The sequence below is a fragment of the Mesorhizobium sp. L-2-11 genome, from assembly GCF_016756595.1.
Taxonomy (GTDB): domain Bacteria; phylum Pseudomonadota; class Alphaproteobacteria; order Rhizobiales; family Rhizobiaceae; genus Mesorhizobium.
In genome coordinates this window covers 4,993,960-5,015,855 of sequence record NZ_AP023257.1, presented here as the reverse complement: position 1 = coordinate 5,015,855, position 21,896 = coordinate 4,993,960, and the positions used below count along the sequence as shown (strand labels likewise).

Sequence of the window (21,896 nt, the reverse complement as noted above, 5' to 3'; positions counted from 1 at the left end):
GCGGATCAGTCAGGTTTCGATTCCTTCCTGTATCCGGGCAAGCAGATCGCGATGACGCTCGATTTCATCCTCCATCAGCGTCCTGGCAAGTGTCTTGAGTTGCTCGCCACCCTCAAGATCGGGCACCAGATGCGCTACAAAATGCTGGAGAATGGCTACCGAGCGACGCAGGATGGCTGGCTCGGGAATAGCTGGCATGACGAAATTGATGAGCGCCTCGTCGAGCGATTCGCCAGCCGTACCCCGAGAGGACTGGAATTCCGCTGTTTCTGGCTTTTGCGTACCAGCGGCCGATCTGGTCCCCTGAGCACGGCTTGCGGCCTTGTCGACGCCATTCATCCGCCGGCGGTTGATTGCCTGACCGTGCACGCCTTCCGCCTGCCGCACCTCGCGGCCGGCTGCGTCCATCCTTGCCGTATCGAACCGCGGCCCCTCAAGCCGGCGGTTCACGGATATTTCAGCGCGACCGTGGCGCCGCCCTTGGTCAGGAGAAGTTCCGTCTCGCCAATGCGCTTCACGGTCCAGCCGTCATTGGTGAATGCGCCTTCATGATAGCGTGCGCCGTCGGTGGCGATGACATAAGGCCGCTCGCCATACCAGATCGCCTGCAGCCTCAGGCGCGGCGCCTGCTCGGCGTTGCCGACCATGACATTGGAGGCGAGGGTGATGTGCGCGCCGAACGCCTGGTCGAACCAGGATTGCGTTTCGATCCAGGCACCATGCTTGTCATTGGCGATCATGCCCGAGACCACGAGTCGTCCAGGTGACTGCTGAACGGCCAATGTACTGATGCCGGATTGCTCGAGGCGCAGCTTGAGCTGGCGTTCCGCCTCAGTGGCGCTGGGTGCTTGTGTCGGCGACGAATCGTCCACGACACTCTGCCCGGCGTCGCCGGCGAAGGCCAACGTGACCGGTTTATCGACTTGAGCGGATAGCTTTTTGCCACTGTCGGGCTCGGCGAAGGAGAACCCGTTGGCGGCGACGGAAACAGCGAAAACGGCAAAGAGAACGCTGCCCGCAACCAGGAGGGGTCGATTGGAAACAGACCAGCGATTCGGCCGGCGTTCCGGGTTGACCAGCCGGATATGGGCATCGCCGATGCTTATCGTCAGCGGCAGCTTGCAGCGGCTGCCTTGGCCTTCACGGATGATCTCGCCGGTGGCGAGCGTGACATCGCCGCCAACGGCTTCGATTTCAATTTGGCTGCCCTTGCGCCGCAACCTTGCGTGGACTGGCGCGATGCCGGCGTCCCTGAGAACAACGTCCGACTCCGTGCTGGAGCCGAGCGTATACAGAGGCGCGACCAGGCTGAGCTGGGCGCCGGCGTGAAATCCATGCGTTACGCTGAGCGCAACGCAATGTCGCGATGCCGGGGTGCGGGCCGCCGCATCCCGATTTTTGCCGATAGCCCAATCCTTGCCGATCATGCCACTTCATCTCCCGCCGATGACAATTCAGACGCAGCCCGACAACGGCATCGAAAGCCGTGAACGTGCGCCGCCGGCGCTTGCGGCGGCGCATGATTTCGAGAATCCCGCCTTAGGCCTTTTCAGCCGACTGGCCGAGCGTCTTGGCGGTGCTCATCAGCATGTCATGTTGGGACTTCGCGATCTCTTTTGTGATCTCGAGGCCAAACATGCGCTCCTGATGCTTGATCATCTTGTCCAGGTTCTGTTCCGGTGACCCGGCAGAGCCGGACGTAATGGGAGGGGTAGCAGCCATCAATTGTCTCCTTGAGGGATCATTCAAGTTACAAACTCCGGAATCGTGTCGACGCCGGCAGGTTGCGAAACCAGCTTAAGGCAGCATGATCGAAATTGAAAGTCCACTTGGAATATTTGAACCAGTTCAGTTCCAACTGTTGCATTGCCACCATTGGAGGAGTAACCTTGCGATCGGGGTAAATTGGGGTATGGCAGAATGGAACAAGGTCCTTTGGCGGAGCTGTTGGTCGAACGGTTCGAGAATATGCCGCCGCAACTGCGGGTCGCGGCGCGTTTCGTGCTAGACCATCCCAAGGATGTCGCACTGATGTCGATGCGCGAGCAGGCACATCAGGCCGGTGTTTCGCACAGCACGATGATGCGGTTGGCGCGATGGCTCGGCCTTGACGGCTACGAGGACATGCGCAGCCTGTACGCGCGCGCGCTGCGTGAGACAGGCGCCGGTGAGCCGGCGCGAAGGGGTGCCGACCAGGGGGGCGATGCGGGATATTCGACCGCAGGGGTTGTCGCCGACACGCTCGCGGCGCAGGTCTCAAGCCTGGGTGAGTACGGCAATGCCTCGCAATTCATTGCCGCAGCGGACCTCCTTGCACGATCACGCAATCTGTTTGGCCTCGGCTCGCGCTCCTTCTATCCGGTCGCCAACCACTTCGTTCACATCATGTCGTTTCTGGCTGGCGGCGACCGCAAGGTGACGCTTGTCGGCGAGATGGGCGGACATGGTCTGGATGCCTTGCAGGGCGCGGGACGCGGCGATGTGCTGCTTGCTGTCGGCATGTCGCCTTATGAACGCACGACGATCGAGGTGGCGCGCCAGTCGGCCAGGCAGGGTGTCGGCGTGCTGGCAATCACCGACAGCAGCGTGTCGCCGCTGGCCCGGATCGCGCGGGAGACCATCATCGTTACGGCCAATTCGCAGTCGTTCTTCCGCAGCATGGCGCCGGCGTTCGCCGCCGTCGAGATTCTGGCGGCACTGACGGCTGCGCAGTCTGAAGTGAATGCTGCAGAACGAGTAAGACAGTCGGAAGAGCAACTCGCTGCTTTCGGCATTTATTGGAAGCCGCCCCGCTAGGCACAGGGCTTCCACTGTCGGGCGCGGGGGCGTTGACGGCAGGCAGACTGCCTGAACCAGGACTGGACCGGCTCCGGAGGTTGTTTGATGATCCGCCCGATTAACACCGTCAAGCCGCCGCCGCCGCCCAGGGTCGATCCAAAGGCCCAAGTCGAGCAGACCACGCGGCTGCAGGCGGAAGCCACGAAATTGCAAAACGAAATCCGGCTCGCCAACAGGATGGGCGAGGTCGACGCGGCCGCGGGCGCCCGCCAGCGGCTGACGCAGGTCAATGCGGAACTTAAGACGGCGCAGCCGACTGCCCCGATGCAGCCAGGACCGGAGCTGCCTGCCGCGGTCACCGCGGCAACCGGCAATGGCGTCGCCACAGCCGCGCCGGCGCTTTTCACGCAGGATCTCGGCGGCGCGCCAAACCTCGTTGTTTCGCCGGAAGTCAAGGCGCCGGAAGTCAAGGCGCTGGAAGTCAACGCGCCGGACATCAAGGCGAACGACATTCTCAAGGCGATCGACGGTGGCAAAAGCATCGACAACATCGCCGCCGAGCAGCGCGTGGCTCCCGAGGATGTGGTGGCGGCTCTGAATGCCGGCGGCATGACGGCGGTAGCGACCGAGCATGCCAACGGCGACACCCGCACTGTGGTGATCACCGCCGGAAACCGCACGATCACCGAAAACCAGGATTATCAGCACGGCGGCTACTACACCCAAGAGACCGGCCTGGACATGCAGGCGAAGTCATCGCCGATCCGTGACGATCTCGGCCGCAAGGAAACCACCAGCGTCGACGCGCAGACCGGCGCGATCACCACCACGCTGGTGGACGATCTCGGCGACGGCGCGGTCACCGAACGCACGACCAATCCCCAGACCCGTGAAACCACAACCACCGAAACGACTGGTAACGGCGCCGTCACCGTCACCAGCAACCTGCCGAATGGGTCGACCGTGCAGACGGTGACGCCCGCCGGCGGCCCCGCATTGCCGGTAACCACGGTTACGGCTCCGGACGGCGAGGTGACCACCCTGGCGCAATCGCAGACGGCGGACGGCTCGGGCGTAGCGGCGATCGAGGAACAGCTTGCCGCCGGCAAAAGCATTGACGAGATCGCCGAGGCGAGCAATCTCACGCCGGAGCAGGTGATCGCCGAAATGAACGCCGCCGGCCTCGAGGTGACGCAGGGCGGTGACCCTGGCGAGACCCTGCAGACCGTCGTCACCGATCCGAATACCGGCAGGACCGCCACCTACAACAACGACTACCACCATGGTTCGCGCTCGTCGACGATCACCGAAGGAAGCACCGAGACGACCAGCATGGTCGACGGCAACGGCGTGACCACGCAGACAGAGCGCAACACCGAAACCGGCGAGCAGACCACGACCATCGTCGACCCCGTCAACAACACCGAGACGAAGATCGTCGTGGACAAGGATGGCCGACGCATCGAGACCATCGTCGAGACGCTGAACGACGGCGAGCCGATCGACTACGAGGTCAAGCCGGGCGACAATCTGAGCGACATCGCCGAGGCCAACGGCGTGACGCTGGACGATCTCGCCGTAAGCAATCCGGAACTGTTCACCAATCCGCGCGACCCTGACCTTATTCATCCAGGCGAGACGGTGGTGATCGACGGCGCCACCAGGACCACCGTCAATGTGACGTTCAACGGCTACACGATGACCACGTCGCCGGACGGCAAGATCACGCTGACCAATGCCGCGACCGGCGCCGTCACCGACATCGCGGCCGGCACCGCGCAACAGGCGCTGGCCGAGCTGCTGCTCGACATCAACCCGAACAGCAGTGACCCGCAACAGGCCAAGGAAGACCAGATAGTCAAGACGGCGCTGGATGGCATATTCGGCGGGGCGACACCGGAGCTGACCGCGGATGCGCTTGAAAAACAGCAGGCCGTGGTCGCTGCGATGGAAGCCTATGGGGCGCCGGTCCCTGCCACGCCGCAGCTCGAGGGCACGCCGACCTCGGTCGGCCCGTTCGGCGAACCGCCGTCGGCCACCGCGCCTTCAGGCGGCAAATGGGTGCCGCTGTTGGTGGACGGGAACTGGCAGTGGTACGATCCGGAGGTGGCCAAGGCGATCGCGGCCGAGAACGTCGCTGTATCGCGCCTCGGCGAGGCGCAGGCAACTTCCGTGCAAAGCCAGGCGCAGCTCGACGTCTACGCGCTGGATCCCGCTTACAAGGAGGCCATGGAAGCCGCCGAAGCGACGCTCGACGACACTTTGGCGCCTTATGGATTGGAGTTGAAGCCGACCGAACCCAAGGGTACGCTGGCCGAAGCGCAGGAACGGCTGAGCCTCGCCAACAGCGCGCTCGAAGATGCCGCCACGGCCGCGGCCGAGTACCAGGCAGGTCAGCAGAGCCTTCTCGACGCCATCGCCAAACAGGTCGACCTGCCGGCGATCAGCGATCCCAACCAGGCGGCCGTCCGCAGCCCGGATGGTCCCAGCGCGGAGGAAGCAAACCAGGACGCCAAGGCCGAGCATGCCGAGGTCGCCCAGCTGCTTATCGATTCGGCGCTGCACACCGCCAATGGCAACAAGGCCACCGTCGATCAGCTGGTCGCCTCGACCGAGCTCGAGCTCAAGCTGACCGATGCCAAGCCCGGAACCCCCGAATACACGGCCATCGAAGAGCGGCTTCAAGGTCTGCAGACGCTCCAGGGCGCCGCGGCCAATCAGGTGACCTTGGCCGAGGCATATCAGGAGTATGGGATTGCGCAGAAGGCGGCGGCGGATCTTGCCGTGACCGTGGAGCCTCTCAAGCAGGAACTGCTTGCGCAGGCGCGCGAACGAAACCCGCATCATTTCGACTGGGAAGGTTTTACCAACGGCCGCGGCGAGTTTACCGGCAAGATTCTGTCGCAGGACATCGTCGAGGAGAACGGCCAGCTCTATGTCGTGACCGTCTATGAGAACGCCACGTTCACCGACGAGAATGGCGATGACACGAACGTCCATAAATCCGCCCTGACATACGACCTCAACGACGAGAACATCCGGCAGGATTTCCGCGACGATCCGCTCAACAAGCAGTGGCAGGAGATGCTGGCCTCGACGGACGTATCGTCGGCGCCGGTATGCACAGCCAATGCAAACGGATCGCAATCGGCGCTGGACGCGGCCAGGTCGAAGATCGTCGATGTGCAGGTCAACAATCTTGATGCCGCGCTGAAAGATGCGAGGGCGGCGCTCGTCGACGCGACGGCGGCGCGCGACCAGGCGATCACCGACCACGGGCCGGGAACCGTCGAGGCCCCCGCTGGCACGCTCAAGCCGGGCGAGACGGCGGTGCAGGTCACGGTGAGCGGCCGCGACATGTGGGTCGCGCCGGAGGTTGCCGCGGCCTACGAAGCGCAGGGGCCGGGCGCTATCGGCGAAAGCGGCAAGTCGGTCCAGATCGAGATGGACGGCCAGAAGCTGTGGGTGTCCCCCGAACTCGCCGCCGCGGAAATCAATCACGACCAGGCGGAAACCCAAAAGGACCAATTGGAGGACTGGGAACAAAACGTGCGGCCGGCGATGCTGGCGGGGCGCGACTGGTATGCTTTTTCGGCAAGCAAGCCCAAGCTTCTCGAATATGGTTCGGGGGAGGAGTACGAGGCGAAACTCAAAAGCCAGTATTTTGAAGAACGCCAGGACCAGGCAATGGCTGGCTATCAGGTGCGGTTCGAGAGCCTTTATGAATCCGGTTTCACCGGCGAGTACAAGACCTATGCGCCCGGCGAACTCAGCGGTACGGTTGCGCAGACCCTTGGCCAGGATCCCTCGAGCGAGGGAGTCGGGAAGGTCGTCGACGAAATCGCCGACCGCGCCGGCGATGACGCCGAGGTCAAGATCGTGCCGATCTTCTCGCTTGATGGCGGGATGGAATCGTCGACGGCCCTGTTCGCGATCAAGAGCGGTGGCAACGAGGCCGGCTATGTCGACAGTGCTGGTAAATACTACAGCAGCTTCGACGAATTCCAGCACGAGAATCGCCTGTTCAGCGGCAACGGCAATCTGGTCATGGCCAAGGGCGGCGACATGTCGCTCGGCAAGGATGGCTTTTCGCTCGACGAACTGGAAGTCGCCGATGCGCGCAAAGTGGATTTCTGGGACAAGGCCAGCGACATAGGCCTCGGACTCCTCGCCGGCGCCGCAACCATTGTCTCGTTCGTGCCGGGCGGCCAATGGGCCATTCCCATCGCTGTCGGCGCCGGTTCAATCCTTGGCGGCAAGGCTCTGTACAAGGAGGCTGATCACCTCCTGCAGGGCGGCGACTTCGACAGCCAGTCGGCCTGGAATGTCGCGACCGGCGTAACCGCTTTCCTGCCAGTGGGCGCCGGCGCCCTGCGCACGTATGGCCTGGCAAAGACCGGACTGTCCTTCGGCAAGGCTTCGGCGGGCGGCTTCGGGATGACCCACATGAATGAGGTCAAATGGGGCATCGGCAGATTCCAGGTGAAGGTAGACAAGGCCCAGTATGCCGATGACGTCTCGGCGTTCATGCAAAGCGGCAACAAGCTGACCAACGCTGCGTGGGACCTTGATGCCGCCGCCGTGGTTACCGGTGTTCCGCTGCTCGGCAAATCGGTGCAAGATCTGGTGGCGAATTGGGGCGATATGGACATGCTCGAGCTCGCCAACGCAATCGTGGGCATAGGCGTCGGCACTGTCGGCACGGGCCTGGGCGGCCGCTCGCTGTTGAACAACATGCCCGGAGCGGGCGGAACTCGAAATGGACCTCATGGGTCGGCCAGTTTTCCTAACGCCGGAGGGGCTGACGTTCCAACCGGTCCGCGGGCGCTGCCGCCCGGCGATGGCGACGGCCAACCGCCGCCGACGGGTGGCAGGTTCGATCCGCCAGGCGACGGGCAATCGTCGCGGCCGATGGTCGTGCATGAGCAAGGCGCCGACGGCACGGTTGTCAACGTCCATGACGAAGGGCCGAGTGCCCCGGGCGAGCGCGGCGATCCCAAGAATGCCAGCGACCAAGACGCCCAGGCAGCGCGTGAGCAGAATGTCCCCGCCGACGGCGATCCGATCGTGGTTCCGCCGGCCCGCGGCGACGCAACGACGCGCCCGGCCGACAGCGGCATGCGGCTCGTCTGGGATCCGGCGACCAAGACGTTCACTGGCACGCCGGGCCCTTCCGGAGCGAAGCCGTCGGAAGGTGGTGCCGAAGGCAGCCGCCCGTTGATGCGCTACACTGTCGGCAACCGCCATACCGGCGAGATGCTCGTCGATTTCAACCTGCCGGAAGGGCAGCGTGTTGTCGCCATACCCGAACCCAGGGCGAACACGGCCCCGCCGGAGCCGGTGCCGGCTCCTGTCGAGCTCGACCCTTCCTTGCCGGTGCTTTATCTCGGCGCCGACGGCCGCTGGACAGCCGATCCGAACGCCCGCACTGAGCCACCGGTCGTGACGGACTCCGGGCACCCCAGCCCGGTTCGCCCCGACGGCACGCCGATCATCAACAATTTCTCGTCAAACCCGTACAGCTTCGGCCAGACGTTCACTGCAGTCAAAGCCGGCCTGCGGCGTATCGGCACGCGCTACCTGAACACCGAACCCCGCTATGACTATCCGAAGCTCGGCGAGTTGGTCGACAGCATCTATCACCGGCCGGTTGCGCAGGACGGCGTCACCGCCGGACAGGACATCTATGTCGAGGCCGGCGGCGAATACCTGCCGGCCAAGGTCGTCGTCGCCGGCCCGCAGGCGAGCATGACCCGCGACGTCGTCCCATTGGGCGAGCATGCCACGGAGGCCGGCTATTTGGGGTCCGGCCCGACCGTCGAACGCGCCAAGCGCGGGTCGATAACCACGCCGAACGGCCAGAACAGGGTCAACACCCCGGCACGGGAAGTGCAGACGTTCAAACCTGCCGACAATCCGGAAGTCAGCCATCGCTCGGCGCTCGGCGAGATCCTGGCCACGACCTTGCCGGCGCTTCCCGACGATGCGGCGACGCCGGCGCTGACATGGACGCCCGAGCAGTTGGAACTCGTCGGCGACTACCTCAATTCCCTCGAACGTTCCAGCGATCTTGTCGTCCGCGACGCGGTGACCATGACCAGGGTGCAACTCGGCGGCAAAGGTCTGCCTCAGTCCGGCACGGAGATGACGCAGGCTCAGCACCATGCGCTTGGCGAAATGCTCAACGCCGACCGCAACAGCCCGTTCACCGGCTCCAAGCCGGCCGGCCAGCTTTCGAAGAACGGCTTGACCACCCTCCAGGTGTTCAGCGCACAGGGCAAGCTGCCGCATCTGTCGCCGGGAGAAGTGATCGACCAAATCGGCCTGTCGTCCCACGCCAGGCTGACCGGGGGCGAGCAGTTCCTCACCGCCGGGGCGCTGCCGGGAGAAGCCGGCTGGACCGATGCCGGCCGTGACATCGTCGGCGATTACCTCAAGGCGGCGTCACGCTCCACCGATCCGAACCTTGCCGCCGCGGCAAATGCCGCCTCGCCGTTGTTCAAGGGGCGCGCCACCAAGCCCGGCAAGGCGGTGACCGCCGCGCAGCAGGATGCGCTCATGCAGGTCCTGCAGGCCGACAGTGGCAGCACGTGGGTCTACGGTCCGAAGCTTCAGCCGGGCTCTTCGTTCAAACTCGCCGGCGAGCTTTCGCCGGAAGGCCGCTACAATGCGAAGGTTCTGTCCGGCCACGACACCTGGACGCCATATCTTTGGCGAGAGATGCGCGGTTACGCCGCCAACCAGCAGAAGTCCGCGGACCCCGCGGTCCAGTCGCTCGCGCACGCGCTGGAGAACGCGCTGCCCGCAAGCAAGCCCAGGGCCGGTACCGAGATCAACAGCGACGTGCCCGTCCTGCTGGAGCGGTTGCTGGGTGCCGACAAGGCGAGTTCTTGGCGCGCCCCGACATTCTTCACCGACGCACAAGGGGTCTGGCGATCCGACCGCGCCACCGTTTCCTGGTTCCTGCAGGAGCACGAAGCCAATGTCCTGGGCGGCCCCGTGCTGAACGACATGGCGACCAACGGTGCCTTGCAGGCTGCCGGGTGGATCCTCGGCCCCGATGGCCGCACGGTCACGCTCGGCATCGGATCGATGCTCGGCATCGGCCTCAAAGTGCCGCTGCCCAGCCGTCAGGTCTATGGCGAACTCAGCCTGAAGAACAATGGCCCGATCTCGGACGGCGGCACCGGCTTCCTGCTCCCGGTCCACCCCAACGACGCGAAGGGCCAGAAACTTTTCGTCAATGGATACCGGCCGAATTTCGCTTATGACGAGGCGGCGGCTCCCTCCGCCCAGTGGGTCGCATCGGCGCCGATGCTGTCGAAGAATACGTTCCAGAGCGAAAGCGCCACTGGCATTTCACTATCCCTCTTTGGCTTCTCTGTGAGCGGGGCCTACGTCCATCGCACGCTGCGCTATCTCGGCGGCGAAGGCGGCCGGCCGGGATATACGCGCAGGGAGCCTGGCCCGCTCAGCCAACGGGCAGCCTCTTTCTGGGAGGAGGCGGCGAGAGGTGGCGCCAGCCACTATAGTTCCGAAGGCAAGGTGCCGGGTTTCGAGGATCGTATCCTCTACCGCAACTACAACGTCATTCCGCCCCTCGGAGGCGGCAAGGAACCCTGGCGCGGCAGCCCCGCCTTCGAGGGCGTTCCGCGCGAGACGGGCGCCGGACCGCTCAACCGCCTGGACCGCACGGACCACGGCGCCGGTCTCGCCGTGAACTATGGGCCATTGCCGCTGACGACGGTGGAACTCGGCTCGGTGAGGAAGGATGTTGTCCCGCATGCCCGTACCGCCCGCGCGCACCCCGGATCCTCCGAAGGCGCGCAAAAGGTCTTCTCGGCGCTGGACACCTCGGGGGGGCGACTGACGCCGGACGTCCTGCAGCATCTCGACGCCTATCTCGCCGAGGTTGCGGCATCGCCGCACGGCGATTTGAGGTTCGCTGGTCAGCGCGTGTTGGATGTGTTCCCGGAACTGGGTGTGGCGCCATATCCGGACCAGCTCGCCGGCGGACGGCCAGACGGCATGAGCCGGCCAGCATGGAAAGCGTTGCGGCAACAGCTGGACCAGCAGGCCCGCAGCGAACTGACGCCCACGCAGGCGCATTACCTCAACCGGCTGCTCGAGCAGGACGTGCTGCACAATTCGCCGCCCCCGGACACCGCGCCGGCCCCGGCGGGCGACGGCCCGATTGCGCCCAGGAGTCCGGCGCCGCGACGGGAACAGGGTCCGGCGGCTGAAGGGTCGTGGGGACCGTCGACGGCAAAACCGCTGACACAAGCTGAAATTGCGGCCAACCGCCAGGACGCATCGAGCATGCTGGACGATATGATCCAGCAGGATCTTGGCATGCCCGAAATGACCGAGATGAGGGCCGATCTTGCCGATCAGGTCAGCCGGTCGCCCGAGATGATGGAACTCTTGCGGAATGCCCACGCGAAAGGCGTGCGCATCGTCAACCCGGCGCGGCGCGATCTGCGGATTTTCGATCCGAGCTTGGAACAGGATCTGACTGCAACCGGATCTGGGTTGGACCGATCGCTCGACGTGATTTCCGTGGATGCCGATATGTTCCGCACGCCGGCCGCGGACAATGACGCGGTCGTCGCCGGATTCGTCGATGCGCTTAGCCATGAACTGTCGCATGTGACCGACGCCCCGATCGACGTGATGCCCCAGGATTTCGCGAACCGCCAAGCCCATAGGGACGCAAACGTAGACGCCCGCTTGAAGTCGGAGGGCGAAGCGGCGCTGGTTCAATACATCGTAGCCGATGAGCTTGCTGCCAACGGCGGCAAGCCGAATCTCGCGCTGCGAGCCGACCACGCGCAGGCCGATATCTATGACCGCTTCGCCGCCCGCGAGATCGACCGCACCCAGGCTGTCCACGAGATGGCGGCGCTCTACAGGAGCATGGAGCCGAGCATTGCGGACGGCGGCACCTACGCAGACTACTACGGACATTTCGCGGACGCGGCATATCAGGCAGCGAATGTCGCGTCGGGCCGCGAAGGCGATGTTGCATCCAACGCATCGCATGTCGTGGGTGAACCGCGCGCTGCCGCACCAGCAAACGGCGCCGGCGACCCTGCAAGACCGTTGCGCGGCAATGTCGGCCCCTATGTTTTCCGCGCCGATACCCGCGCGCCGAGCGAGATCAGGGATGCGGGCGGCTTCTCGCCACCGCCGCCGACCGGAATCTGGGTGGACAATCCGCAAGGCATTGTCCTCAGCAACTATGTGCTTGGCAATACCCATGGCCGTTTTGTCGGCACCAGCCAGTCGATCTCGGGCGCCAAGGCTTTCGTTTCGGAAGAGTCACTGGCCGCGCGGCAGCAGGGCTATACCTATCTCTACACGCTCAATCCCAGCAGACCGCGCCTCCACGTCCCGACTGAGTTCGAGGCGATGGGCCGGCCGGTCAGCGACAGCATGGCCCGCGTCGACGAGACTGCCATCGATGGCAGCATACCATGGAACGAGGTCCATGGCTGGCGGATGATGGATCCGGATGGGAACTTCGTCGGGGAGTTCACGCGCAATGAGGATGCAGTCGCGCCCGGCGGACCGACGCAGAAACGCCCGCAGGTGATCCTGCGGCCGGCCGACGAGTTCTGGGACGCGCCGGCGCAGGCCGAAGCGCCCCCACCGCCGGTCGCCCCGGAGGTCGGCAACGAAGCCCCGCCCGTGGCTGGCGAAACGCCGCCGACCGAGAATAGTGCTGCCGAAACGCCGACAGCCGCGACATGGCCGCCGGCGCCCGACCGGGGCAGGGTGGTTTTTGACCCTGCCAGCGGAAGGATCGTCAGCCTTGAGCTTCCGGTGAGTTCCGCAGCGGAGCCGGGATTTGCCGGACCCGTGCGGGCGCCGACCGGGCCGGAGGTCAGGGCGCTTGCAGCTGACGAGATTGCCGAATTGACCGGCCCGCAATTGCACGCCATCAAGCCGGAGCAGATCGCCAAGCTGGCGCCTGAACAGGTTACTGCACTCAGCCCTGAGCAGGTCGGGCAGCTGACGTTCGATCAACTTGCCGCATTTCGGCCGACGCAGTTGCGGGCGCTGGGTGGCGAACAGCTCCAGGCGATCAGGCCAAGCAAATTGCAGGCAGTTGCCCCTGGCCGGATCACCGGCTTGCGGCCGGATCAGGTCGCGGCCTTCTCGCAAGAGCAACTCGCCGGATTGACCATCGAGCAGGTGCGCAAGCTGACGCCCGACCAGATCGCCGGGCTCAGTGACGAGCAGCGCAACGCCCTTACGCCGGAACAGGTCGCCGCCATGCGGCCTGCCCAATTCAGCCATCTCAACGCCACCCAGTTCGTGGCGCTGGACCCGGCTCTCGTCGCAGCACGCGATCCCGCGACAATGGCAAAGCTGTCGCCACGCCACGTCGCGGCGCTGACGCGGGAGCAGCTTGACGCTCTGACCATTCACCAGATCGAGGCGCTGACCAAGCAACAGATAGCAGCGCTGACGCCGAAGCAGCTTGGAGAGTTGAGCCCCGGCCAGTTGCGCAAGTTCACGCCCAGGCAATTTACCTGGATGTCGACGGAGCAGACCAACGCGCTATCCGTGCTGCAGTTGACGACCTACCGGGCGACCCACAAGAAGGCCATGACGCCGGATCAAACTGCGGCCGTCGATCAGGCGCTGACCTACGCCCGGCTCAAGGAGAACGCGCAGTTGGTCGCGACCTTCGGTCCGATGGCCGGCTACTCCTACACGGTGTGGCAGATCCTGCCACCGCATTGGGCCGCGACGGCTGCGGGCGTTGCGTTCGGCGTGCGCGGCGTCGTCTTCAGCGCGCAATCGGTGTTTCCCAACGCCACGGCCAATCACAAGCCGCTGGGACGCGCCCTCAATGCCGCGAGCGGGGCGTCGTTCATCTTCTCGTCGCCAGGCTCGGCCGCCGGGCTGCTGCGCGGCGACAATATCGGGGTGAACGGCTCCTTCACGCTGGGCAATGTGGTCTACGGCACGAAATCCGCGCTGCAGTCGATCGCCGGACGGCCGGTGATGCGGAATGTGGCCGAGCATCTGGCCGGTCCAGGTTATGTCTTTGGCTCCCTGCTCTACACGGCACAGAACCTGCACTCGCCGCTGGCCGCGACGGCGGGCGCCTTGTTCACCGTCGGCAGCGCCGAGTTCTGGGTGTCGGCCGTGCGCACGGATCTGCTCAATCGCCGGGCGGCGCCAAGGACGCCAGAGGAGATCGACGCCCGCGCAAAGTCCGACGCGCGCTGGGGGATCGCCGATCGCATCGCGCTTGGCGTGACCTTCGGTGTCGGCATGCTGATGTTTGCCTGGGATGCGCTGGACGATCAGCCATGGAACAACACCGGCAAGACGCCGGCAACCGACCCGACCGCGCCGGGCGACGCACCTTCCGGCGTCGATGGCGCGCCACCGGACGAACAGACCGCGCCGGGTAACGATCCTTCCGGCGTCGACGGTGCGCCGCCGGATGAACAGACCCCGCCGGGTAACGATCCTTCCGGCGTCGATGGTGCGCCGCCGGACGAACAGACCGAGCAGCCTGACCCCGCGACGCAAACCCCGCCGCAGGATTTCCCGCAGCTCGCCGTGCTGGCTGATGACGGCCTGAACTTGCGGACCCAGCCCGACGCGGATTCGACCGTGGTGACGGTTCTGCAACCCGGCACATTTGTCGAACAGACCGCCGGGTCTTCGGCCGATCAGTCAGGGGAAGCCTGGATACCGGTCGAAGGTCCCGGGCCGGACGGCGAAATGCATAGCGGCTGGGTTTCGGGCGACCATGTCGAGGCACATGCCGACGGCAGCAGCAACCCTGCGGGCCGCACCAATCCAACGCTGGAGAAAGACGGCTATCAGTGGGTCGAGGTCAAGAACGGCGACAGCATTCGCCTGATCGCCAGGACCCATTCCGCTGACGTGGCCGAGACGGTGGTGCTCAACATGGATCATATAATGAGCCCGGATGTGATCTTCTCAGGCGACCGCATCTACCTGCCGGCCACCTTGGGTTGAGAAACCGCGGGCCTGAGCTTGTCGGTTCTCGCAGCATAGGCATGCGCGACGCAGCCGGCCAGCTTTGCCGCCCGCTCCGCTATTGGATTGGAGGGCTCGGAAGAGTAGGAGGCGGTGAACTGCAGGTCTGACGGGTGCCATTCGCATTCGACGATGCGCAGTTTTCCGCTTGCGAGATAGTCCTGGACGACTCCCTCGGGCAGCGAGGCTATGCCGATCCCGTTGAGTGTCATGGTGATGGACGCGGCCAGCGAATTGGCCGGAAAGATGCGCGGCGTCTCTTCGAATTCGCCGGTGAGCTTGCGGTAGAGTTCGCTGTAGGGTCGCGTGGTGCGCGCGTAGCTGATGATGGGAAACTGCATCAGGTCGTTCAGCGTCACCTGGCGCCGGTTGGGCAATTCCAGCTGCGGCGAGCAGACCCAGACAAGCGGAAAGGACGGCATCTCGATATTCTCGATGCTGTACTCCAGGACAGGGCCCATCAGCACCGCAAGATCGAGCCGGTGCGACATCAGTTCGTTGCGAAGGGTCGTCGTCGCATCGACGACGATATCGGTATCGACAAGCGGAAAGTTTGCTTTCAGTGCCGTGAGGAAATCCGGCAGCCAGGTGTGCACGATCGTTTCGGCAACGCCTAATCTCAGCACCCTCGTCGTCTCTGAAGTCTCTGAAAGAGAGCTGGCCATCAGCTGCAGCCGCTCCGCGACGCGCAGAACCCGTTGGGCCGGTGGCAGCAGCCGTTGTCCCTCGGCGGTCAGCCTGACCGTGCTGCTCTGCCGCTCGAACAGCCTGGCGCCAAGCGCTTCCTCCAGCCCGGCAATCCGGGTGGACACCGCCGGCTGCGTGGTGTTCAGGCGTTCCGCCGCCTTGCGAAAGCTTCCGAAGGTCGCCACCAGGAGAAAGGTTTCGAGCTGCTTGATGTTGAAGGGTATCACGGCTGGGAATCACTCATTTGCGGCTTTCGGGAACGGCCATCAATGCCGCACAATGATCTGGCTGCCGATCTTGACGCGGTCATAAAGATCGATGACGTCGTCATTGGTCATGCGAATGCAACCGGAGGAGTTGGCCTGTCCGACGGTCCATGGCTGGTTGGTGCCGTGGACGCGATAGAGCGTGTTGCCGATATACAGTGCGCGCGCTCCCAGTGGATTGTTCGGTCCTCCCTCGACATGCACGGGCAGGAAGCGGCCATTTGACGCTTCTCTGGATCGCATTTCGGCCGGCGGCCGCCAATCTGGCCAGGTCTTCTTGGCCGAAATCGTGTCGCGGCCGGACCATTCCAATCCCTCCTTTCCAACCCCCACCGCGTAGCGCAGCGCCCTGCCGTTGCCCAAAATGTAGTAAAGCCGCCGCTCCGTGGTGTCGATCACGATCGATCCCTTCGGTTGCGCCTCGCTGAAATGCACGATCTCCCTCGGGATTGCCGACCACTCCTGCTGGACTGCGCCATCGGAAGTCTGGTCGGGAGCGGAAGGCGAGACCAGTACATTTCTTGCCGCATCGTAAGTCCAGCTTCGTGGGTCATAACCGCTATTCGATTGGGCCTGCGCCGGCGCCATGGCGGCAATCGAGAGGACAGCGATCAGAAATCCACGCAATCCCGCAACCTTGACGGGAACAGGCAAGTTCGCAAGCAGGATCATGATTGCCGCCAAGACCGATCTCTTCTGCATCCAGGCGTCCGCTGGCGATCACCTGATTCCAGCGCGCACCATATCGCTTTGCATGTGGTTCGCAACATTTGGCACCAAATGCTCGCGCGCAATCCAATTGGACTTCCAATTTGGCAATGTGCACGATAGAGTGAATCGGCGGGTAAACCATGAAACCAGCGACGCGGGCCATCGCTCGTGCGTCCCTTTGCGATAGGACCAATGTTGACGGGACGCGACACCTGCCATGCGGATCGGTTGGGAGCCAGGGCTGCGTTCGCCGCCTGCGGTCTTGCGATGATCCTGGCGTTCGGTCTTGCCTCGTCGCACGCCAACGCCGCCGAACCGCGCTGGCCTGCCGGCCCGTACAAATACATAACCGTCGATCAGTCGGTGGCCGACGCGCTGGTCGAGCTGGGCCGCAACATGCACGTGCCCATGCGTGTCAGCAAACTCGTAAAGGGCCGTTTAAGCTCCGGCATGCCGGTTGGAACCGCCCGCGAGTTCCTGCAAGAGATCTGCAATCGATACGGGTTGGTCTGGCATTTCGATGGCATCGTCATGAACGTCGCGACCGAAGCCGAGGTCCGGACGGAAATGATCGCGCTTGACGCCAACACGGCTGCCGGTGCGGAAGATCGGCTTTCGCGGCTGGGCGTCATCGACCCGAAGTTTCCGATAAAGGTGTCCAGGCAGGACGATGTTGTCTCGGTATCGGGGCCGCCGTCCTATGTTGAACTTGTCAGGAAGACACTGGGAGTTCCTGCGGCGCCGAGCGCCAAGCAGGAGGCTGGCAAAGTTGTTCCGGTCCGCGTTTTCCGCGGCAGGCAGGCGGAGGCGCAGAATGTTCCCTCCGGCAAACCGAACTAAACAAGCAGGAGGGCAGGTTCATGCAAATCGCGCCGATTGGAGCCCTGGAAGCCACACTGGCAAACTTGACCACCAGCATAGCGTCGCAGCAGCAGATCACCGCCGGCTCGACCGCGCAGCCGGGCAACCGAATGGTGGGTGCCAATCAGGAAAAACATGATGCGGCGAAGGTTGCCATGCCTGAACGCGGTGATGTCGCCGCGCGGGCAGGCCAGCAGGTGGCGCAGGCGTCTTCGGGGGCCAATCCGGCAATGGCCGGACAATCCTCCAAACTGGAAAAGACCGAGCCGATCGCCGAACACAAGTTGTTCGACTATCTGGCCGAGGTGGAGAAGGCTGGGGGCGGGGCGCTCACGGACCCGTCTGCATTGTTCGGTTCTGCGGTTCAGTCGCTGGAAGGGACCATGCAGCAGGTCCAGAAGGCGCTTGGCCAGACAAACGCTCCCGTGAATGCTGAAACGGCCACCATCCAGGATGGCGCCGGCAAGACCGCCCCGTCAGGCAAGGAAGACGAAAACGCCACCGCAAAAAATGCCGAGCAACTGCTCGAACGATCCATTTCGGTGATGTGGGCAGCCGCCAATCTCGAAGTGGTCACGAGCAGCGTAACGGCCGTTACGTCGTCCACCAGCACGCTGATCAAGCAACAGTAAGCCTACGGAGTGTTCGTGCACACGATATCCTTGCCGCGGCGGTCAACGCTATTGGCGCGATGCGGCGTCCGGTGCCGCGTCGCGCTCGTCGTGGTGAGCATGCTTGTACTCCAGGCGTGCTCGGTTGAGTTGTATTCCAACCTCAACCAGCGGCAGGCCAACGAGATCGTGGCCACGCTGATGCGTCATGGCATCCCGGCCCAACGGGAGGCGGCCAAGGACGGCAAAATGACGGTTTCCGTACAGAAGGACCGTTTCGCCGAAGCCATGGCTATTCTCGACGAAAGCGGGTTGCCCAAACAGGAATTCCAGACGCTCGGCGACGTGTTCAAGCGAGACGGGCTTGTATCCTCGCCGGTCGAAGAGCGCGCGACGATGATTTATGGCCTGAGCCAGGAGCTGTCGCAGACGATTTCGGACATCGACGGCGTGCTTTCCGCGCGCGTTCATCTCGTCCTGCCCGAAAACGATCCGTTGAGACAGCGGCTGGTGCCATCGTCCGCCTCGGTTTTCATCCGGCATCGCGCATCCGTTCCGATGAATGAGCTGATCCCGCAGGTCAAGATGCTGGTGGCAAAGGGCATCGCCGGGCTGACTTATGACAATGTATCCGTCACGCTCATTCCGGTGACCGCGGCAGTTCCCGAGAACGCAACCGGCGAGCCAGGTTTCACGACGTTCCTCGGCCTCTGGTTGCACCCCGACAGCGTCGTCGCCGCGATGTGGCTGTTTTACGGCATGACGGCGGCACTATTGGCGCTGGCTGCCCGCCTGGCTTACGTCCAGTGGTATCGACGACCCGGCGTTTATGCGCTCGACGCCTCGGCCATGCCGGTGAAGAAGACATGATTCAGACCGGCTCGAAGCAAACCGCCAGCCCGGAATGGCAGGCATTCATGGCCAATCCCGCATTCTATGCGGATGCGGCCCGGCTGGCGCAATGCTTTGACGGCACGATCGGCGAGGCTGCCTGCGAGCGTATGTTGCGGTCGCAGCGCCTGCAGGAGCGATTGTCAGTGCTCCTGCTTGACCGTTACGGCCTCAGCGGCGCCGTCTCCAGCGAACCAGCCGACGAGATAGACCGGGCGATTGCCTTGTCGTCGGCAGAGGAGTTGGAGGACCTTGCGCTTCGCGCCGGCGCCATCCACTGGGCCGGCAGTCTGGCCGCCGTCATTGATGGACGCCAGGCCGCCGCGCTACAGGCAGCACTCGGCGCGGAAATCTGCGCTTTCGCAGTCGCCAACCGCGATCTGGCCGGTCCAATGCAGCCGTTGGAGCCGCTGGAAGACATTCATAGTCGTGTCCATGCCGACGGCCTGCGTTGCCTTGGCGCCTGGTGTCAGGCGATGCCGGGCGAAACGGGCATGCGGGTCCGCCTCAAGCTGATGCCGCATGCGCTTGTTGACCAGCCGACAGCCGAACCATTCGCCGAAGCTGGTCCGGCGATTGTTCGACGGGCGATGGGTTAGCCAAAATGGTCGACCCGGGCAAAGCGACCACTGCCGTGCCGAGGCGCCCCTTCGCCCGCATCCTGCGCGCTGCCGAGGCACGCGCCTGGCAGGATGGGCACGCCTTTCTCGATGAGGCCAGGCGTGATGCGCAGCAGTTGCGTGACGCCGCGCGGCGAGCCTATGCGGCCGAATATGCGCAGGGCTATGAAGATGGCAAGGCGCAAGGCGACGCGGACGCCGCGCGTTTGGTCAGCGAGACCGCGGTCAAGGTCGATCGCTATCTTGGCGGACTGGAAGCCGAAATCACCGGCCTGGCGCTCGATGTCGTCAGGCGCGTGCTGGGAGAATTCGACGCGAGCATGCTGGTCGCCAAGGCGGCCGCGCAGGCCGTCACTGAAATTCGCCGCGCCAAATATCTGAAGGTCCGAGTTCATCCTGCTTCCGTCAACAGGGTTCGCGACGAACTGAACGCGGTCTTGCGCGAGAGTGACCTGGTGGGCATGACGGTCGAGATCGACGCCGACGATACGCTGGCGACAGGCGCCTGCATCCTCTTGACCGACATTGCCGTCATCGACGCCGGCATCGAGGCGCAGCTCAACGCGATTGCCGCTGCGATTTCATCAAAGGCCGAGGCGGCGGCATGACAAGTCCCGCCAGCAAGCTCGAGAGCCGCCTCGCATCGATCGTTCCGAACTTGCGTTCCGGCCTGCGTGACGATGCCAGCCGGCCCAGGAAAGGGCGTGTACGGCGGGTCACCGGCACGGTCATTCACGCGACGGTGGAGGAGGTTCGGATCGGCGAGATCTGCGAACTCGTCGATCCGAGGACCGGCACGGCGACGAAGGCGGAAGTCGTTGGGCTCATGGACGAGATGGCAATCCTTGTTCCGCTTGGCGATCTCACCGGCCTTTCAAGCCTCACCGAGGTCATTGCGACCGGAAAGACCCAAACGGTGCCCGTCGGGCCCGGCCTGCTTGGTCGGGTGATCAGCGCGTTCGGCGAGCCATTGGATGGCAAGACGCTTTCGCCGGATGGCATTGCCGCCAGCTATCCGGTCAACGCCTATCCGCCATCGCCGCTGGAGCGCAGTTTGATTTCCGAGCCTATCCAGCTCGGAATCCGCGCCCTCGATGGGCTTCTCACCTGCGCGCGTGGGCAGCGCGTCGGCATCTTCGGCGAGCCTGGCGTCGGCAAGTCGATCCTGCTTTCGGATATCGTCAGCGGCACCGACGCAGATGTTGCCGTGGTTGCGCTTGTCGGCGAACGCGGACGTGAAGTGCGCGAATTCATCGAGCATCAGCTTGGGCCGGAAGGGCTGGCGCGCGCAGTCATCGTCGTCGCCACGTCCGACCGGCCGGCGATCGAGCGCGTCAAGGCCGCTTATGTGGCAACCAGTATTGCCGAATATTTTCGCGACCAGGGCAAGCATGTGCTGCTGGCAATGGACAACATCACGCGCTTTGCCCGTGCGCAGCGCGAGATTGGCCTCGCTTCTGGCGAGCCGCCGACGCGTCGCGGTTTTCCGTCTTCGCTTTTTGCAGTTCTGCCCCGATTGCTCGAGCGCTCAGGGCCTGGCCGCGTCGGCTCCATTACAAGCCTCTACAGCGTTCTTCTGGAGGGCGATGGCACGCTGGATCCGGTTGCCGAAGAAATCCAGGCGCTTCTCGACGGCCACGTCTTTCTGTCGAACGAGCTTGCGCAGCGCAATCATTTCCCGGCCATTGACGTGCTGCGCAGCCGCAGCCGCCTCATGGACACGGTGGTGCCGGCTGAGCATCGCTCGGACGCCGGCCGCTTACGCGAACTGCTCGCCCGCTACGCCGACGTCGAATTGCTGCTGCGCGTCGGCGAATACGAAAAGGGCAGCGATGCGGTGGCGGACGAGGCGGTGGCGAAGATCGACGCCATCAACGCCTTCCTGCGACAGCCGTCCGCCACCCACGAAACAATCGAGCAGACACGCGAACGCATGCGGGGGATCGTCAATGAAGGATCGTGACATGATCGCACGATTGCGCGACCTCAGGCGCCACAGTGAACAGCGCGCAAACGAAGCGGTCATCAGGCGATACGCCGCTGCGCAGCGGGCTGCCGGAGCGGTTCGGGAGGCAGCCGCCGCGGTCAGCGAACACCTGCAGCACACAGCCGACGCTGAGGATGCAGCATTCGCTTCGCTTGTTGGACAGCCGGTGAAGCCCGCCAGCCTTTACCGGCTTCAGGGACAGTTCGAGACCGCCGCCAGGCAAACCGAGCAGCTGCGGGAAAACCAGAAGATGGCCGGCGTCACCGAGCAACGACGCAAAACGGAGTTATCGGCCGCCCGCAACGGTCATCGCGCCAGCATGAAGTCGGTGACGAAGCTGGACGGGCTGTTGCAGCATCTGACCAAACGCACTGCGCGTCGCAGCCTGGCGCTTGCAGAGCTTTCCGAGGAAGACGAGCGCAGTCCACCGCGCTTGCCCACAGAACGATAGTCC

Annotated in this window: 14 protein-coding genes; 9 read left to right on the top strand and 5 right to left on the bottom strand. The window is 64.1% G+C overall.

The window, feature by feature from the left end; genetic code table 11:
* Positions 1–9: 9 nt before the first annotated feature.
* The 3 genes from JG739_RS24050 to JG739_RS24040 all read right to left on the bottom strand — a co-directional run bounded on the left by JG739_RS24050 (position 10) and on the right by JG739_RS24040 (position 1,722).
* Complete coding sequence (locus JG739_RS24050; RefSeq protein ID WP_244749540.1) at positions 10–387, bottom strand: hypothetical protein; 378 nt, start codon at positions 385–387, stop codon at positions 10–12.
* Between the two features lie 59 nt (positions 388–446).
* Positions 447–1,427 (bottom strand): SctD/MshK family protein, encoded by a 981-nt coding sequence (locus JG739_RS24045; RefSeq protein WP_202363692.1) that lies wholly within the window; start codon positions 1,425–1,427, stop codon positions 447–449.
* A 112-nt stretch (positions 1,428–1,539) separates the two neighbouring features.
* Positions 1,540–1,722 carry a hypothetical protein gene (locus JG739_RS24040; protein ID WP_135901656.1) on the bottom strand — a complete coding sequence of 61 codons (183 nt, stop codon included), beginning with the start codon at positions 1,720–1,722 and terminating at the stop codon, positions 1,540–1,542.
* A gap of 213 nt (positions 1,723–1,935) precedes the next feature.
* Here JG739_RS24040 and JG739_RS24035 point away from each other — a divergent pair, with 213 nt between their 5' ends.
* Complete coding sequence (locus JG739_RS24035; protein WP_202363691.1) at positions 1,936–2,796, top strand: MurR/RpiR family transcriptional regulator; 861 nt, start codon at positions 1,936–1,938, stop codon at positions 2,794–2,796.
* Positions 2,797–2,883: 87 nt separating this feature from the next.
* On the top strand, positions 2,884–14,787 hold the full coding sequence (locus tag JG739_RS24030; RefSeq protein ID WP_202363690.1) for a LysM peptidoglycan-binding domain-containing protein: 11,904 nt from the start codon (positions 2,884–2,886) through the stop codon (positions 14,785–14,787).
* On the opposite strand, the gene JG739_RS24025 is transcribed toward JG739_RS24030, so the two are convergent.
* Entirely contained in the window at positions 14,763–15,722 is a 960-nt protein-coding gene (locus JG739_RS24025) for a LysR family transcriptional regulator (RefSeq protein WP_202363689.1), read from the bottom strand. The genes JG739_RS24030 and JG739_RS24025 overlap by 25 nt on opposite strands.
* Before the next feature lie 39 nt (positions 15,723–15,761).
* Positions 15,762–16,463 (bottom strand): L,D-transpeptidase, encoded by a 702-nt coding sequence (locus JG739_RS24020; protein WP_244749539.1) that lies wholly within the window; start codon positions 16,461–16,463, stop codon positions 15,762–15,764.
* 201 nt (positions 16,464–16,664) lie between these two features.
* Here JG739_RS24020 and JG739_RS24015 point away from each other — a divergent pair, with 201 nt between their 5' ends.
* The 7 genes from JG739_RS24015 to JG739_RS23985 are packed head-to-tail and all read left to right on the top strand — an operon-like array spanning position 16,665 to position 21,893.
* Positions 16,665–17,312, top strand: coding sequence for a type III secretion protein (locus JG739_RS24015; protein WP_244749538.1), 648 nt, complete (start codon positions 16,665–16,667; stop codon positions 17,310–17,312).
* A gap of 20 nt (positions 17,313–17,332) precedes the next feature.
* Positions 17,333–17,965 carry a hypothetical protein gene (locus JG739_RS24010; protein WP_202363688.1) on the top strand — a complete coding sequence of 211 codons (633 nt, stop codon included), beginning with the start codon at positions 17,333–17,335 and terminating at the stop codon, positions 17,963–17,965.
* A gap of 9 nt (positions 17,966–17,974) precedes the next feature.
* Positions 17,975–18,814: a type III secretion system inner membrane ring lipoprotein SctJ gene (gene sctJ, locus JG739_RS24005; RefSeq protein ID WP_244749537.1), complete on the top strand. Its 840-nt coding sequence runs from the start codon at positions 17,975–17,977 to the stop codon at positions 18,812–18,814.
* Positions 18,811–19,434, top strand: coding sequence for a SctK family type III secretion system sorting platform protein (locus tag JG739_RS24000; RefSeq protein ID WP_202363687.1), 624 nt, complete (start codon positions 18,811–18,813; stop codon positions 19,432–19,434). Before sctJ ends, JG739_RS24000 begins: the two co-directional genes overlap by 4 nt.
* 5 nt (positions 19,435–19,439) lie before the next feature.
* Positions 19,440–20,063, top strand: coding sequence for a type III secretion system stator protein SctL (gene sctL / locus JG739_RS23995; protein ID WP_202363686.1), 624 nt, complete (start codon positions 19,440–19,442; stop codon positions 20,061–20,063).
* The gene (locus tag JG739_RS23990) at positions 20,060–21,418 is read left to right on the top strand and encodes a FliI/YscN family ATPase (RefSeq protein WP_202363685.1); all 1,359 of its coding nucleotides are present in this window, start codon (positions 20,060–20,062) and stop codon (positions 21,416–21,418) included. Before sctL ends, JG739_RS23990 begins: the two co-directional genes overlap by 4 nt.
* Position 21,419: 1 nt before the next feature.
* A complete protein-coding gene (locus JG739_RS23985; RefSeq protein ID WP_202363684.1) occupies positions 21,420–21,893 on the top strand; it encodes a hypothetical protein in 474 nt (157 codons plus the stop codon).
* Positions 21,894–21,896: the final 3 nt, after the last annotated feature.